Annotated in this window: 12 protein-coding genes and 1 tRNA gene; 9 read left to right on the forward strand and 4 right to left on the reverse strand. The window is 44.9% G+C overall.

All coding sequences use genetic code 11. The features are described from left to right. The first annotated feature begins 148 nt into the window (after positions 1–148). The 3 genes from AXF12_RS04570 (at position 149) to AXF12_RS04580 (ending at position 5,124) form a co-directional block, all read left to right on the forward strand. Positions 149–1,069, forward strand: a complete 921-nt coding sequence (locus AXF12_RS04570) for a PorP/SprF family type IX secretion system membrane protein (protein ID WP_394336589.1) — start codon at positions 149–151, stop codon at positions 1,067–1,069. 47 nt (positions 1,070–1,116) lie between these two features. Then, complete coding sequence (locus AXF12_RS04575) at positions 1,117–3,081, forward strand: OmpA family protein (protein WP_066428722.1); 1,965 nt, start codon at positions 1,117–1,119, stop codon at positions 3,079–3,081. Positions 3,082–3,168: 87 nt separating this feature from the next. Continuing rightward, a complete protein-coding gene (locus AXF12_RS04580) occupies positions 3,169–5,124 on the forward strand; it encodes an OmpA family protein (protein ID WP_066428724.1) in 1,956 nt (651 codons plus the stop codon). Between the two features lie 65 nt (positions 5,125–5,189). Here the strand turns inward: AXF12_RS04580 and AXF12_RS04585 are convergent, their stop codons facing one another. After that, positions 5,190–7,922, reverse strand: a complete 2,733-nt coding sequence (locus AXF12_RS04585; protein WP_066428726.1) for a VPS10 domain-containing protein — start codon at positions 7,920–7,922, stop codon at positions 5,190–5,192. A 338-nt stretch (positions 7,923–8,260) separates the two neighbouring features. On the opposite strand from AXF12_RS04585, the gene AXF12_RS04590 reads away from it, so the two are divergent. The 6 genes from AXF12_RS04590 to AXF12_RS04615 all read left to right on the forward strand — a co-directional run bounded on the left by AXF12_RS04590 (position 8,261) and on the right by AXF12_RS04615 (position 12,765). After that, a tRNA-Arg gene (locus AXF12_RS04590) sits at positions 8,261–8,332 on the forward strand. Positions 8,333–8,508: 176 nt separating this feature from the next. Beyond that, on the forward strand, positions 8,509–9,942 hold the full coding sequence (locus tag AXF12_RS04595; protein WP_066428728.1) for an HU domain-containing protein: 1,434 nt from the start codon (positions 8,509–8,511) through the stop codon (positions 9,940–9,942). A gap of 19 nt (positions 9,943–9,961) precedes the next feature. After that, entirely contained in the window at positions 9,962–10,495 is a 534-nt protein-coding gene (locus tag AXF12_RS04600; RefSeq protein WP_066428730.1) for an acyl-CoA thioesterase, read from the forward strand. Between the two features lie 68 nt (positions 10,496–10,563). Next, on the forward strand, positions 10,564–11,217 hold the full coding sequence (locus AXF12_RS04605) for a metal-dependent transcriptional regulator (protein ID WP_066428731.1): 654 nt from the start codon (positions 10,564–10,566) through the stop codon (positions 11,215–11,217). Between the two features lie 55 nt (positions 11,218–11,272). Next, positions 11,273–12,058 (forward strand): DUF3298 and DUF4163 domain-containing protein, encoded by a 786-nt coding sequence (locus AXF12_RS04610; protein ID WP_066428732.1) that lies wholly within the window; start codon positions 11,273–11,275, stop codon positions 12,056–12,058. Between the two features lie 2 nt (positions 12,059–12,060). Beyond that, complete coding sequence (locus AXF12_RS04615) at positions 12,061–12,765, forward strand: phosphoadenylyl-sulfate reductase (RefSeq protein WP_066428733.1); 705 nt, start codon at positions 12,061–12,063, stop codon at positions 12,763–12,765. Positions 12,766–12,804: 39 nt separating this feature from the next. Here the strand turns inward: AXF12_RS04615 and AXF12_RS04620 are convergent, their stop codons facing one another. From AXF12_RS04620 to sppA, 3 genes are all read right to left on the reverse strand, one after another. Continuing rightward, positions 12,805–13,608, reverse strand: a complete 804-nt coding sequence (locus AXF12_RS04620; protein ID WP_066428735.1) for a TrmH family RNA methyltransferase — start codon at positions 13,606–13,608, stop codon at positions 12,805–12,807. Between the two features lie 159 nt (positions 13,609–13,767). Continuing rightward, positions 13,768–13,965: a hypothetical protein gene (locus AXF12_RS04625; protein WP_066428737.1), complete on the reverse strand. Its 198-nt coding sequence runs from the start codon at positions 13,963–13,965 to the stop codon at positions 13,768–13,770. A gap of 95 nt (positions 13,966–14,060) precedes the next feature. Further along, positions 14,061–15,830: a signal peptide peptidase SppA gene (gene sppA, locus AXF12_RS04630; RefSeq protein ID WP_066428739.1), complete on the reverse strand. Its 1,770-nt coding sequence runs from the start codon at positions 15,828–15,830 to the stop codon at positions 14,061–14,063. Positions 15,831–16,151: the final 321 nt, after the last annotated feature.

A 16,151-nucleotide genomic window follows, 5' to 3' on the forward strand; every position in this document is an offset into this window, starting at 1 on the left:
TAAAAAAACAAGTAGTTGATAAAAAAGACGTACCTTTACCGAGTTTTTCAAACGAACGCCAAACGGAGCCGTAACGGATCCTCGGCAAAGGGCGTCATAATAAAGCAAAAATAAGATTAAATAGTTAACAATAGAAGATTTTTAAATTATGAAGAAAAATGTATTTTTCTCAGCAGTAATAATGTTGTTTTGTACAGCTGTTTTTGCCCAACAAGAGTCGCAATACACACAGTATATGTACAATACAATGATGTTTAACCCCGCCTATACAGGCTCTCGAGGGGTAGGAAGTTTCTTTGGTATGTTTCGCACACAATGGGTAGGCATCAGCGGCGCCCCTACTAATGGCAGTATCAGCTACCACCAGCCTATGGAAAGCCTCAGAAATGTCGGCTTAGGAGGTACCGTCTTCCGCGAAAGCATCGGCCCTGAAACCAAGACAGACTTAGTCCTCGATGTATCATACACCCTCAACTTCGAAAACTCAAAGCTCGCTTTTGGTTTAAACGGTGCGCTCAACGTCTTCGAGATTGATTACAACAAGCTCAACCCAAGTGATAGAACAGACCCTAACTTCACAGGGAATGAAACCGTTTACTCACCCAACGTAGGGGCAGGCGTATACTGGTATACTGATAAGTACTACTTAGGCTTCTCAGTCCCTAATATGCTCGAAACCAATCACTATGATAAGGATAACAAAGCCGTTTCCGTACTGAAGAACTCACAGCACTTATACCTCATCGGGGGATATGTGTTCGACCTTTCAGAGAATACCAAGTTCAAGCCAGCAGTACTCTCAAAAGTCTCTTGGGGGGCACCTTTGCAGCTCGATCTCTCGGCGAACTTCCTCTTCAACGAAAAGTTTGTCCTTGGGGCAGCCTACCGCTGGTCGGCAGCAGTGAGCGTAATGGCAGGCTTCCAGTTCAGCGAGCGTTGGTTTGCTGGCTATGGCTACGACTTCGAAACTACCGAACTTTCAAAGTACAACTCAGGTTCACACGAGATATTCCTCCGCTATGAGTTGCTTAAATCCTACAAGAAGATCGTATCACCACGCTTCTTTTAGTGATTTGATATAAACAGTTATAAATAGCAAAATCACACAGATATACTATGAAGAAAATTTATTACTATACCTTGCTCATTGCGCTCGTAGGAGCGACGCAGTACACTTTTGCTCAAACAGATAAGGAGTTAGAGAAAGCAAAGCAGATGTACAAAAACTACGCTTACGTCGATGCTATTAAGGTCTACGAAAAAATAGCCAAGAAAGGCTATGTGAACCAAGATATGCTCGAAAGCCTTGGCAATGCCTACTACTTCAACGCAGAATACAAAAAGGCTTTGCCTTGGTATAAGCAACTCTTTGAAGGTAAGGATTACAAAATAAAACCTGAGTATTACTATCGCTACGCACAGAGCTTAAAGTCTGTAGGCAAGTACGACGAGGCCAACGCAATGATGGATAAATTCGCAGAGCTCACCGCCGACAGCGACTCTCGGGCAGCCCTCTTTGAAGAAAATAAAAACTATCAGGAGGTGATCCAGAGTAATTCAGGTCGCTTTGAGCTTCAGCCTGTGAGTATCAATACACCTTATTCGGAGTACGGCACCACCTTCTACGGCAATGATGTGGTATTTACCGCCGCAAGTAGTGGGAAGGCTTCCAAAGGGGGGGTATCACAGTGGACAGGTGAGAGCTATTACGACCTCTACCTCACCCAGCGCGATAAGCAGAAGCTCACAGGCAAAACGCCTTTCTCATCAGCGCTCAACACGAAGTTCAACGAATCGACAGCAGTCTTTACCAAAGACGGGAAGACGGTCTATTTCACCCGTAATAACTATGTAAACCGCCGCATTGGCACTAATAAGGAGAATACAATCCTGCTGAAAATCCTCAAAGCTACCAAAGATAGCGATGGCAATTGGGGCAACGTAGTCGAAATGCCTTTCAACAGCGATCAGTACAATGTGGCTCACCCTACCCTCAGCCCCGATGAGAAGTACCTTTACTTCGCCTCGGATATGAAGGGTACTTTGGGCAATTCGGATATCTTCCGTGTAGAAATCAAAGGCAATAACAAGTACGGTACCCCTGAGAATTTGGGTAGCACCATCAATACCGCAGGGCGCGAGTCCTTTCCTTTTATTACTAAGGACAATGTGCTGTACTATTCCTCCGACGGCTTTCCTGGCTTAGGAGGCTTAGATATCTTCGCAGTAAAGTTCTTTGACGATGGCACGACCTCCAAGCCTATTAACGTCGGGAAACCCGCCAATAGCCCTGACGACGACTTCTGTTTTATTATGGATAGTGATACTCACATAGGCTTCCTCAGCTCAAACCGCCCTGGTGGAAAAGGCAAGGACGATATCTATAGCTTCTTAGAGACCAAGCCACTGAAGTTCGGCTGCCAGAAGATTATTAAAGGGATTGTAAAAGATGCCCAAACACAAGAGATTATCTCCGATGGGCTCGTCTCTCTCTCCGACAGAACGATGAAGCCTGTTAGCTCTCAAAAATCTAAGCAGGACGGTACTTTTCAGTTTGACAATGTGAACTGTGCTGACCTTTACTTCTATCTCAGAGGCGAAAAAGAAAAGTATGAAACCGCTGAGGTGAAAGTGCTCACTGAGGGTGATGATAATGAGGTATTCTATGAGCTCCTCTTAAAGCCGCGTGAAGTGCAGATCAATAAGGATACTGACTTAGCTAAGGTCTTCCATATTAAAGAAATATACTTCGATTTAGATAAGTCGAACATACGCCCTGATGCCGCTGTTGAGTTGGCGAAGATCGTAGAGGTGATGAAGGAGTATCCTAAGATGAAGATCGATATCCGCTCACATACCGATAGCCGCGCTTCCGATGCGTACAACTTAGCCCTTTCCGACCGCCGTGCGAAATCAACCTTGAACTGGATGGTCAAGCAAGGTATCGACCGCAAACGCCTAACAGCTAAGGGCTACGGTGAAACTCAGCTCGTTAATGGTTGCTCTAACGGCGTTCCTTGTACTGAGGAACAGCACCAAGCCAACCGCCGCAGTGAGTTCATCATCGTAAGTATGGAGTAGAAAACATAAATCCTGATAAGTGGTACTAATAAAGGGAATGAAAGCCTTTATTACTACCACTTTTCGTATAAATAATAACCTATTGATATGCTTAAACTTAAGAAACATACGCTGTTGATCTTAGCCTTTCTCAGTTTGCAGGCACTATTTGCCCAGCAACAAGAGCTCCTCAAGGCGCGCAACTACTATAAGAAGCTCGACTATGTCCGTGCTATCAAAGCCTATGAAGCCATTGCCAGCAAAGGAGGCGCCAACCAAGAGGTCTATGAGAATTTGGGCAATGCTTATTACTTCAATGCCGACTATAAGAATGCTTATACGTGGTATGAAAAGCTCTTTTCCAACCCCGAGTATAAGCTCCAACCTGAGTATTACTATCGCTATGCACAAACCCTCAAAACAGTCGATAAGTACGACCAGTCCAATAAGGTAATGGAGCAATTTGTTGCCCTTACAGGCGGTAAGGACTCAAGGGCACAGCTCTTTACCAAGCATAAGGATTATTATAAAGAAATACAGCGTAATTCAGGTAGGCTCGACCTTCACCCACTGAGCATCAACTCAAAAAACTCAGAATACGGCACTGCCTTCTACGGTGATAAAGTCGTATTCTCAGCCAGCAAGGGCATTCTCAAAGGAAAATCAAAGTGGACGGGCGACGCTTTCTACGACCTCTATGAAGCCAATCGCGATAGCTTAGAAGTATCACACCCGCGCAAGATGGGTGGCATTAACACCAAGTTCAACGAATCAACAGCAGCCTTTACCACCAGCGGCGATACCGTCTACTTTACTCGTAATAACTACGTACACAACAAGCTAACCACTGATGGCGAAGACACGGTGCTGCTGAAAATACTCCGCGCCACTAAGGATCAAAATGGCAATTGGGGGCACATCACAGAGATGCCTTTCAACAGTAATATTTACAGCGTTGCACACCCTGCCCTCAGCCCCGATGGCAAGTATATCTACTTCGCTTCCAATATGAAAGGCTCACTGGGGAACTCCGATATCTATCGGGCAAAGATATTGAAAACAGGCTACGGCAGGGCTGAAAACCTCGGAGCGCTTATCAACACCACAGGGCGCGAATCCTTCCCGTTCATCTCTAAGGACTCCGTGCTTTACTATTCCTCCGATGGCTTTCCAGGTCTCGGAGGCTTGGATATTTTTGCCGTGAAGCTCTATGCCGATGGCACAACCTCTAAACCAGTGAATATCGGTAAGCCTGCCAATAGTGCCTACGACGACTTCTGCTATGTAATTGATAGTGATAGCCATATAGGCTTCCTCACATCCAATCGCTTGGGAGGCGAGGGTAAGGACGATATTTATAGCTTCTACGAGCAAGCCTCAGTGCAGTTTGATTGTACTAAAAACGTACGCAGTATGGTCAAGGACGCCCAGTCGCAACAGCCTATCCCTGAGGTAAAACTGACCCTTTTAGATACTGAGAATAACCCTGTAGAAATCGGCACTTCAAATGAAAACGGTCAGTTTGCCCTCACCCACGATTGGAATTGCAAAGATCAAAAGGTACTTATCAAAGCGGAAAAGAACGGTTACGTAACGGTTACGCAAACCGTCACCGCCGAGGGCAATAGCGATTTCTATGCAGAATTGCTTTTACAACACCTACCCGAGACGCCTAAATCCGAGATAAAAGTCGGGGTCGACTTAGCTAAAACGCTCGCGATTCAGAATATTTACTTCGACTTTGACAAGGCAGACATACGCCCTGACGCTGCCGAACAGCTCAGCAAACTGGTGGCTGTGCTCAATGAGTATCCTACGATAAAGATCGATATACGCGTACATACAGATAGTCGCGGCTCCGATGCGTATAACTTAGCCCTCTCACATAGACGAGCTAAATCAACAATGCAATGGCTGATAGCTCACGGCATTGACAAGAAGCGATTGACAGCCAAAGGCTACGGTGAGACCCGCCTTACCAACCACTGTGCCAATGGTGTACCGTGCAGCGAGGAAGAGCACCAAGCCAATCGCCGCAGTGAGTTTATTATCATCAGCTTATAAAGTGAATTATGCAAATAAGGGGCTATCCTACCATAGGGAGTAGCCCCTTTATTATATGTAAATGGTTAGTAAACGTCGAGGGTACGTTCTTCATCAAAGCCATCGGGGGTCTCGAATACTACGGTGTAGCGTCCTTTGGGCAAGTATGCATTGCCATCAGGAGCCGTAGGTATAAATATCTTTTGTAGGCTTTTTTCATAAGCTGTTTTTCCTTCTTCGGAAAGGGTAAGGTCATAGGGAATATAGTTAAAGCCTTTGTTTGTTTTAAAGGTAAACGACTGTAACTTGATGCGTCCCTTCATTATGCGGACTTCTATTTTGAGGTTTTCCTTAGAGGCAAACCCATAGAAGTATACCGAAGGTTTTGCGGGCTCTTCCCATTGGCTCAGGGCATTTCCCCAATTGCTGGAGTAGGCGATAGAGATAGGCGTCTCCAAAGGGTAGAAATCCTGTGAGGTGATAGCTACTTTAAGTTCCTGCATCATCTTAATAGAAGTGCGATATACGCCATTACCCAAGCTGGTAGCATACATATCTCCAGAGGCTTCATCAATGTAGATGTCGCTAAAGCCTGTCTCGGGCAAACCTTTGGTGAAGGGTTGCCAGCTCTCACCTAAGTTGAACGAGATATAAAGCCCATTATCGGTGCCGAGGTAGAGCACTTGGCTGTTCTTAGGGTCTTCGCGTAGTACATTCACACGGCTTTGTGGCAGATTGGAGTGGATATCATTCCAGCTTTTGCCATTGTCATTACTCAGGAAGATAAAGGACTCAGTGTCATTCTCATCATTGCTTACTAAGGTGGCAATAACCCGATTGCGTTGATGCTTTGAAGCGATGAGGTTATTGACTTTAAGCGGGCGAGGGAAAGCATTGTATACCTGCTTCCACGATACACCACCATTTTCGCTTGCGTAAATCATCCCGTCATCACTGCCCGTATAGAGCAAGCCAAACATAAATGGCGATTCGGCAATACTAGCAATGGTACCGTAAGCCTTGTTGCCCTGTTTGTTCCCATTGGTTACATCCTCAGAGATAGTACGCCAATTGCGCCCTTTATCCATTGAGATGTGGAGTTTATTGCTTCCTGCGTAGATGATGTCTTTATTCTGCGGTGAGATGAGCAGTGGTGCTTTTTTGCCTAAGCGTAGAGGAGCCTTGTTTTCTCCATAGAAGAGGCTTCCTAAGGGGTAGAACTGTGCTCGTCCTTCGTCGTAAGTGCTAAAGTTGCCGTAATCTTGTGCGGCATAACTGTCGTTGCCAAAGAGGATGGCATTTAAGGGGATGCGTAGGCTGCTCCAGTGGGCATTTTCATTGTAGAGGGTGCCTTGTGTGCTTAGTAGATAAGGTATTTTTTTGGCTTTGTCGTAGTCAATACGGGTGAATGCCATAGCGCCCGCTACGTTCTTTGTAGCCCAGCTTTTTCCGCCATCATAGGATACCTCTAAGCCGTAGGCAGTAGTACAGAAGAGGGTGCCTTGCTGTTGGTAGATCTGATAATAGGCGTTGTCAAGGTTCATTGGGCGCTTACTACGCCAGTTTTTCCCGCCATCGAAGCTCTCTAAGAGGGGGTAACCGCCTATCAAGAGGTGGTTTTTGTTTTGCAGGTCAACGCTGATGCCCCCAAAAAGGTCGCCGTTTTGGTAGTAGACGTCAGTGAGGGGTTGGGCATTAGTCTTCTGCCAAGAGGTACCGCCATTGGTGCTCAGGTATACCTCAGCACCCACTACTTCTTGGGCGCTTACTCCGAGGTAATTCAACAGTCGGTCGGGCGAGGTGACGTCGGCGGCAATCATATCTTTGAGGTTCTGAGCACGGTACTTTTTGTCGAGCCCCGTGTTGTAGAGGAATACGTTCAGGCGCTCATTGTCGAGGGCTAAAAAGTCGGGTTTGCTCATACCGTCGAAGTCTTGTGCGGAGAGATGTATTTTGCTTATTTTCTGTACGCTGTTGCTTGCTTCACGACGTTTGGTGCTGCGATTGTCCACGACGGCATAGAGGGTCTGGGCGTCGTAAGCGGTAAGCCCTATACGTCCGATAGTGTTACCTTTGAGGAAGCCGTTGTTAGAGACCTTCGACCAAGTGTTGCCGCTGTCGTCACTTTTGTAGATACCGCTCCCTGCGCCATAAGGTGAGAGGTCGGAGGGGGTGCTATTGATTTCCCAAGCAGCAGCGTAGAGGGTGTTGCCGCCAGCAGTGCTTATGATCTGGCTGATGCCTGTACGGGTGCCTATAAAGAGCTTCTGCGACCAAGTTTTGCCGCCATCGGTACTCTTGAAGATGCCGCGCTTTTCGTCGCCACGGTAGGTATTACCAAGTGCCCCTATGATGATCTCGTTGGGTTTCTGAGGGTTTATGACGATGGAGGTGATCTGCTGTACGGCTGCTAAGCCACTGAACTGTACAGTTTTGCCCATATCTGTGGAGGTGAACAAGCCATAAGGGGTGGCTACACACAAGCGCTGTGAGTTCCAATCGACTGCTAAGGCACTGATACTGTGGGTGGGTAGGGTAGGACAGAGGGGGGTGAAAGTCTCGCCACCATTTCGGCTGAGCCACAGCCCGCTATCGGTAGGGGCAACGACTATTTCGGCGCTGTTTCTGGGGTTGATCGCCAATGCCTTGATGGTGTTGCCAATTTCTTTTACTTTGATAGGCTCGAAGGGGGTTTCTTTGACCCACGAGCTGGCTTTGATCTCTTCTTTTTGGCGGATAGCAAGGGGGAGTAGCTCTTGCCCGAAGGAGAGAGCAGTCATTGAAATACAGCAGCTTAGTGCTAAAAATTGTCTTTTCATATACATAACTTTTTAAGCTAAAAAAGGTAGTAATGTCAGCGGAGGGTTCCGCGTAAGGATGTGCAAAATTACGACAAATAATTGAGTTTGGAAAATAAAAGTGAGGGGAATTTGCTTTTTTAGTGAGTAGATCCGTTACGGCTTCGTTTCGTGTTCGAATTTGTAGGGCTTGTATGAGGGTGTTTTTTTGTGGGGAATTTTTGGTGTATTTGTGTGATATTAAGGTAGGTAAGCAGTAGGGAGGGGAGGGGGGAGGAAAGTTGCTTTTGAATGATTTTGTAGAAAAAGTTTTTTTGTTTGAGAAAAAAGTAGTACTTTTGCGGTCTATTAACTGTGGCGGTCTTGTAGTTCAACGGATAGAATAGAAGTTTCCTAAACTTTAGATCCAAGTTCGATTCTTGGCAAGACCACGAGATGTTTTCTTAAAATTGGTGAAGGGTGTATATTGTAAGCCATTCATTATCAGCAAGTATTTTAATAAGGTATAAAATATTTTGTTAAAATGTTTGTTTGGTATGGGGAATTGTTGTACTTTTGACCGATAAAAGGAACGTTTGTAATTTACAATAATTTTAAAAGAAGAATTATGAAAGACCTAAACATCTATATCGAGGAATTGCTTTATAAGCACCAATGTGTGATTATCCCTAAGTTTGGTGCGTTTATATCGAACAGGAAGTCGGCGCAAATGTCTGATGATAAGACTTTTGACCCTCCGAAGCGCGAATTGTCGTTCAACGCGAGTTTGGTTTCCAACGATGGTTTGCTGATTAAGTATATCTCTGAGCAGTCGGGGATTGACTACAATTTAGTTGAGGATTACATCAATTTAGCTGTCGAAGGCTGGAAACGTATTCTTCAGCAGGAGCAGGCTTTGAACTTGGAGAATATAGGGGTTTTAAGGCAAACTACTGATGGTAGGATTACTTTTGAGCCTGATACGGATGTGAATTATCTTACGGATTCGTTTGGTATGGCGCCGTTTGTTCCTCACGAAGTGCCGAGTACGGCTACGATGCAGATTGAGGAAAACCAGGTGCGCCCTACGGTGAAGGAGGAGACTAAGTTGCCTCCTGTTGAGGAGGTGAAAGTGCCTGTGACTAATATGGTTACGCCTGTAGAGGAGAAGAAGAAGAAAAGGGTTACGCCTCCGCCTCCAGTGAAGAAGGCGTCGAAGAGCAATCAGTATATTACGTATTCGGCGGTAGCGGCTGTGGGCTTGGCTATTTTGGCGTATGGGGCTTATTTGCTTTTCAGCGAACCTATAAAGGCTGACGGACAGGCGCTCGCCAATGAGTTTGCATTTACCGACAATCAGATCGATGAGCGTGTAAATCAGAAGATTAGCGAGGCTACATTCTTTACTTCGCCAGAGCCTATGCCTGCGATTACGCTGAATTTGCCTAAGGTGAGAGGTGGCAAGACGAGTGCTGTGAAGGCTACGAATGCTGGGCAGCGACCTGAGAATGCGCCTCAACAGACGCCGACACATACTACTGCTAAGCCGCAAGGGACCCAAAGTGGGGCGCCTGTGAGAACAGAGCCTGCTCAGAAGGCTACGCCTGCTAAAGCGGAACCAGCTCAGAGGGTGGCTAATACGAAACCAGAACCCGCTCAGAAGCCAGCGCCTGCTAAGGCAGAACCGGCTCAAAGAGTGGCTAATACACCTGCACAGAAGCCTGCACAACCTGCGCAACAGGCTACACCAGCGGCTACTAAGCCAGCCAGTACGCCAGCGGCAAGTTCGGCTACTGTGGGTAAGTCGGCAGCGGCTTCTAAGAAATATCAGGTGATTGCGGGTGCCTTTAAGGAAGAGAAGAATGCCACTACGCGTGTGTTGCAGTTGCGTAAGTTGGGCTATAAGGATGCTTTTGTGCTGGGAATGAATGCCAAAGGGCTTTATCAGGTGAGCTACGGTGGCTATGACAGTATGGATGAGGCGAAGCTGTTGCAGACTGAGGTGAAGGCTTCGAAGGAAGAGAAGAAGTTAGATGGGGGTTGGATACTTACCCAGCCGTAATTTTGGGGATAAGGTAGCTATGAATATAGAAAGGAAGACACCTTCGCAATCGCGTACGATACTTACGGACTTGGTGCTAACGGGCGAGACGAACCACCTGAATAAGATGTTCGGTGGGGAGCTATTGGCTCGTATGGATAGGGCGGCAAGCATTGCTGCACAACGACACTCGAACCACGTAACGGTAACGGCATCGGTGAACCACGTGGCTTTTAATCACAGTATTGATATGGGGAGTGTGGTGACGGTGGAGGCGATGATTTCGCGTGCTTTTTCGACTTCGATGGAAGTGTACATAGATGTTTGGGTCGAGGATTTATTGGGTGATAGGGTGAAGGCCAACGAGGCTATATATACTTTTGTTGCTGTAGATGCAGAAGGGAAGCCTGTGAGGGTTCCTGAGCTTATCCCTGAGACGAGGATAGAGAAAGAGCGCTATGCAGGGGCGTTGCAACGCCGACAGTTGAGCTTAGTGCTGGCGGGTAAACTCAGTCCGCACGATGCTACGGAGCTTAAAGCGCTTTTTACAGAGTTGGATATCAAGAAAGGTTAATTTGTATTCATAAATTTAATTGGAGAACCGTCGTAGAGGCGGTTTTTCTTATAAAAGAGGAATGTGTTATGACGTTATCAGAGGAGAATTACTTAAAGGCGATATTTCACTTGTACAGTGAGCACGAGGAGGAGGTGAATACGAATGCGATAGCGGAATGTATGAATACGAAGGCATCGTCGGTAACGGATATGCTTAAAAGACTTTCGGATAAGGGGTTGATCAACTATGTGAAGTACCAAGGGGTAACCTTGACGCCTCAAGGGAGGCAGAAGGCGATAGCTATCATCCGTAAGCATAGGCTTTGGGAGGTGTTTTTGGTGGAGAAGCTGTCTTTTACTTGGGATGAGGTACACGAAATTGCAGAGGAGCTGGAGCATATAGAGTCGGATAAGCTCATAGATAGGTTGGATGCTTATCTTGATTACCCAAGTACTGACCCGCACGGCGACCCGATACCGAATAAAGAGGGGGTGTTTAGCACGACGCTTAAGACGCTGCTCAGTGAGCTCAATGCGGGGGATAAGGCGATTTGTATGGCGGTAAAGAATACTTCAAAGGAGTTTTTGGTGTACCTTACTAAGATGGAGATTGCGCTGGGTGATACTCTTGAGGTGGTGACTAAGGAGGTGTTTGATAACTCTATGACTGTCAATCTACGCGGTAAGGAAATGACGCTCTCACCGATGGTTTGCCGAAATATTTATGTGCAGAAGAAATAGCAGGTGAGTGGCTTGTGAGAAAAGAAGAATAATCCTATTAGAATAAGAGATAACGATGAAAAGGTTTTACATACTATTATTTTCACTCCTATTGCTGACGGTGGGGTGTGTGCTGGCGGTGCATTTTCTGTGGAAAAGTGGTGCGCCTGAGTTTGAAATGCGGGAAATAGAGCGGAGCACAGCGGACTGTGAAGAGAACTGTTTGTCGGTAAATATCAACTACTTGTATTGCAAATCGCCAAGTAGCTTTGCTGAGAACTTCAATAAGGAGATGGAACTACAAGTGTCTAACTTTTTGTTGGGCAATAGGGAAGATACTTTGCAGGTAGAGGGGGTGAGCATAGAGAGTGCCTTAGAGAGCTTTATGACGGATTACAACAATATCCACGAGCATTTTCCTGATATTCCAGCATACGAACTGATGCTTAACGACTCGATAATGTTCAAGAATAGTAAGATGCTTACGGTGTTTTCTGACCGTTATTCATTTACTGGGGCGGCGAATGCATTCCGCACAAAGGTGTTTACGCATTTTGACCTTTCCAATGGCGAGGTGATTACTAATGAGAATTTATTCACTGACGAGGCTAAAGTAGCGCAGATCGCTGAGAAGTATTTTAAGAGAGAGCAGGAAAACTTTGCTACGAAGACCTTAGATGAGAAGGGTTTTTGGTTTGAGGACGGGGTCTTTCATCTGCCGAAGAACATCGGTATTGGGAAGGATTATCTGCATCTCTTTTACGAGCCTTTTGAGATTGCGGCATACGTGGATACGGCTTTCGAAGTGAAAGTGCCTATGAATGAGGTGCAACACTACTTAACTTTTTCGGATAAAAAGTAGCAATGAGAGAACAATTAGAAGAACTATATCAGCAGGTTGCTGAGATGAATGAGGTGGAGGGCTTAGCCTTCTTAGCTGAGAAGTTTAAAGGAGAGATTGTGTTTTCAACCAGTTTTGGTTTGGAAGATCAGGCGATAACACATCTTATTTTGGCAAATCATATTCCTATTGAGATTTTTACTTTGGAGACAGGGCGACTTTTCTACGAGACTTATTCGGTATGGGAATCAACCAATGAACGTTATAATACTCATATTACGCCTTACTACCCTGATGCTAAGGCAATAGAAAAGCACGTGAAGGAGAATGGTGCGATGGCTTTTTACCGTTCGGTGGAGCTGAGAAAAGAATGTTGCCATATTCGTAAGGTAGAGCCTCTGAGTAGAGCACTGAAAGGCAATAAGGTATGGGTGACGGGAATTCGTGCAGAACAGTCGACAGCAAGACACGATTTGCCTATCTTGGAGTGGGATGATACGTATAAGTTATTCAAATATAACCCATTGCTACATTGGACGTTTGAGGATACGAAGGCTTTTATCAGGGAGTATAATATACCTTATAATGTGTTGCACGATAAAGGTTTTGTCAGCATTGGTTGTGCGCCTTGTACGCGTGCGATTAAAGAAGGTGAGGACTTCCGTGCTGGACGTTGGTGGTGGGAGAGTAATAGTAAGAAAGAGTGTGGGTTACACGAGCATAAGTAAGCTATTGCACGGTATAGATACAGAGGAGGATTCAAGGGGCTACTTGAATCCTCTTTGTCTTTTTGCCTCAAATATGAGGATAGCAGCCGAGACGGAAACGTTCATAGAATCAATAACACCTGCCATTGGGATAATGATGTTCTGAGTGCTATTGTGAAGCCATTCCTCCGTAAGACCTTCATCCTCAGTGCCAACTACAATGGCACTTGCCTGTGTGAATGATATTTCATTATAAGGTTTAGAAGCCGAGAGGGCAGCGCAGTATATATCGATGTTTTTCTTTTGTAGGAACTGTATGATTTCAGTGGTAGTGCCTGTAGCAATTGGTGTGGTGAATACACAGCCTACACTGGAGCGGATGATGTTGGGGTTGTACAGATCCGTTTTAGGGTTACCGATGAGCACTGCATCAACGCTTGCAGCATCGGCAGTACGCAAGAGGGCGCCTATATTGCCAGGTTTTTCAGGGGCTTCAGCCACTAATAGCAGTGGTTGTGGGTTGCTAAAATGTAGTGCTTCTAGAGGGTGCTGTTTGACTCTTGCTACGGCTATAACTCCCTCAGTTGAAGAGCGGTAGCTTAGTTTTTGGTAGACTTCTTTAGTGATGCGTATGTATTCTATCTTTTGATGAGAGTCTATAAGCAGCTGGTGTAGGCTTTCTTCTGAGAAGATCTCTTCGTAAAAGAGGATTGTATCAATGGTATAACCGCCTTTGAGGGCTAAGCTGATCTCACGGATGCCTTCAATGGTAAAAAGGCCTTCTTTCCTACGATTGCGTGACTTTTCGCTTAAGGCGACGAGCTGTTTTACAATGGGGTTTTGTAGACTGGTGATTTCTTTCATTAGAAGCTATTGTTCAGTGAGGTACGTTTTAATTATTGATAAAAAAGAGAGCACTTGTTCTGATATTAAGAAGTGTGCATTATAATTTTAAGATTTGCAGTATAAAGAAAGTCAGGAAGTAAGCACTTTCACAAGTGGGCTACTTTCTGACTTTTGTGCCTATTTATTAATCACTACCATACACTCTTCGAGTTCTGGTTTGTTTTTGGTATAGGCATCTAACCAAACTTTCAGTTCATCTATTTCGTAAGGCAGTAGGGTGTCTATTGCCTTTTGGAGTTCTTTACAGAATAGACTTGGGTCGAAACTTACCTTTGCTAATACCTCTTTGGTATATTCCAAGATGGGCCTTTTCATAATGCAATCTTTTCGTGATTTCACAGTACAAATATACGTTATAACGACCATTTCCACCAAATAAAAAGTGTTAAACTTTTGTTAATATTCTTAAGCTATTCTAAATGAATATCATAGTAGATACGTGCTTGCACCCCTTGCTGTTCGGAGAGCTTATGGAGGTTTTCATATAGCTTATAGGCTTCATTGCCAACCTCTTGCTTAATAGATTGTGATTTGACTTTCATTGTATATCTATCAATAAGATCTTGAAAGCTAAGTTTGTAGGTTGGGTAGGTTACTATACCATAGCTACTTATCCCATTTTGCTTTGCTGCGTAGACAAGGGCATCATTTAGGCTACCGATTTCGTCAACTAAGCCCTTTTTCAGAGCCTCTTCTCCTGACCATACTCTGCCTTGCGCTAAGCTATCGACCTGATTGGTGCTCATCCCTCTGCCTGCTGCCACTCTGCTTACGAAGAGCTTGTAAGTGCGCTCTATCCCTTCGGTCATTTCTTTGATGAAGCTTTCAGAGGGTTTTTCGAATACGCTGTACTGCTGTGCGTGGGGATGGGTACTGACAGTTTCGGCGTTGATACCCCAGTTCTCAGCGAGTTTGTGTACATTAGGGATTACCCCAAAAACACCTATCGAGCCTGTGATGGTGCTCTTCTCGGCAAAGATACGATTAGCATTGCAGGCAATGTAATAGCCACCAGAAGCGGCATAGTTTCCCATTGAGACGTATACTTTTTTCTTTTTCTTAGTGAGCTCAATTTCGCGGTGCATTAGCTCAGAGGCAAGGGCGCTTCCCCCAGGTGAATTGATACGGAGCACAATTGCCTTAACATGTTTATTATCAACGGCTTTTCTGAGAGAAGTAATAATGGTTTCATCACCAACTACGCCACCTCTGCCTTTGCCATAGGTGATATCGCCATCAGCGTAGATTACAGCAATTTTATCTTTGGAGGCAGCTGATTTTGACTTATTGGCGACGCTTTCAGCATAGGCTTCAATACCTATAAAATGCAGATCGTCAATGCTTTTTGTACCTGTTTTTTCACAGAGTTTCTTCTCAAACTCATCGCGATAGAGGAGTTCGTCAACCAGTCCGCTTGCCTTAGCGCCTTCGGGGGTGCGGGCTTCTAAATTAGTAGCGATGGCATTGAGACGTTCAACAGAAAGGTTTCTGCTTTGGGCGATGTCAGTAGCGATGCTATTCCATACAGAGGTGAGCAACTCGGTGATTTGCTTTCGGTTCTCCTCACTCATTGTATTGCTCAGGAAGGGTTCGACGGCACTTTTATACTTGCCGTGGCGGATGACCTCCATTTGTACACCAGTTTTTTCTTGGAGCTCTTTGTAGAAGAGTACTTCTGAGGATAAGCCCCTGAGGGTTAGCTCTCCTTGTGGGTTAAGGAAGACCTTATCGGCTATGGATTGGAGGTAATAGTCAAGTTGAGGGATTTGGTCGTTATAGGCGAAGACGAACTTGCCTGACTTTTTGAAATCGTTGAGGGCATTACGAAGTTCCTTAGCAAACGCCACCCCGCCGATATTGCCTGAGCTCTTGATGTTAATACCTTTAATACGGTCGTCGGTTTTTGCATATTCGATTGCTTTGAGTATGGCATTCAGTCCGTTATAGTCCTGTGAGGTGTAGTCAAAGTCCTCAATGACGATTTTTTCGCCGTAGTCAGTAAGAGGCTTTTTGAAGTCCAGCTCAAGGATGGTATTGTTTTCTACTTTAGTGCCTTCGCTACTGTTTCCGCCAATAGAAGCCATTAGTACAGAAATTATTACGAGGAAGATTACAAACATAATCCCCAAGGAGATAAAGAAGCCGAGAATGGTGGCTAAGAGGGTTTTCAGGAAACTCATTTTTACTTATTTTACGATGATTAAAACTGTGGCAAAGGTAGGTATTTATCTTGGAATAAAAAAATTTTTGTAGGATTATTTATATATAGGTGGAGAAAAGGGTGGATTGAGCTACTGGGTTTCTCCGTTACCCCTTCGATATGTGTTCGTTTTTTTAGATAGCGGAGAATAGGAAGTCACGGATGTATATTATTAACAAAATTTATAAGTTTTTTAGAAGTGTATTTTTGTTTACTTGATAAATGGTTTCGTTTTTTTTAGGGATAAATATATTAAAAATTATTAAAAACTATATTTTCATTCTGTAATTTGTTATATTTA

It is taken from the genome of Capnocytophaga haemolytica (genome assembly GCF_001553545.1).
Classification (GTDB): Bacteria; Bacteroidota; Bacteroidia; order Flavobacteriales; family Flavobacteriaceae; genus Capnocytophaga; species Capnocytophaga haemolytica.

Excerpts from the sequence above, each read along its gene's own strand:
- AXF12_RS04605 (WP_066428731.1), top strand. The coding sequence starts at position 10,564 with ATGACGTTATCAGAGGAGAATTACTTAAAGGCGATATTTCACTTGTAC.
- AXF12_RS04580 (WP_066428724.1), top strand. The coding sequence starts at position 3,169 with ATGCTTAAACTTAAGAAACATACGCTGTTGATCTTAGCCTTTCTCAGT.
- AXF12_RS04600 (WP_066428730.1), top strand. The coding sequence starts at position 9,962 with ATGAATATAGAAAGGAAGACACCTTCGCAATCGCGTACGATACTTACG.
- AXF12_RS04585 (WP_066428726.1), bottom strand. The coding sequence starts at position 7,922 with ATGAAAAGACAATTTTTAGCACTAAGCTGCTGTATTTCAATGACTGCT.
- AXF12_RS04570 (WP_394336589.1), top strand. The coding sequence starts at position 149 with ATGAAGAAAAATGTATTTTTCTCAGCAGTAATAATGTTGTTTTGTACA.
- AXF12_RS04615 (WP_066428733.1), top strand. The coding sequence starts at position 12,061 with ATGAGAGAACAATTAGAAGAACTATATCAGCAGGTTGCTGAGATGAAT.
- AXF12_RS04625 (WP_066428737.1), bottom strand. The coding sequence starts at position 13,965 with ATGAAAAGGCCCATCTTGGAATATACCAAAGAGGTATTAGCAAAGGTA.
- AXF12_RS04620 (WP_066428735.1), bottom strand. The coding sequence starts at position 13,608 with ATGAAAGAAATCACCAGTCTACAAAACCCCATTGTAAAACAGCTCGTC.
- AXF12_RS04595 (WP_066428728.1), top strand. The coding sequence starts at position 8,509 with ATGAAAGACCTAAACATCTATATCGAGGAATTGCTTTATAAGCACCAA.
- AXF12_RS04575 (WP_066428722.1), top strand. The coding sequence starts at position 1,117 with ATGAAGAAAATTTATTACTATACCTTGCTCATTGCGCTCGTAGGAGCG.
- AXF12_RS04610 (WP_066428732.1), top strand. The coding sequence starts at position 11,273 with ATGAAAAGGTTTTACATACTATTATTTTCACTCCTATTGCTGACGGTG.
- sppA (WP_066428739.1), bottom strand. The coding sequence starts at position 15,830 with ATGAGTTTCCTGAAAACCCTCTTAGCCACCATTCTCGGCTTCTTTATC.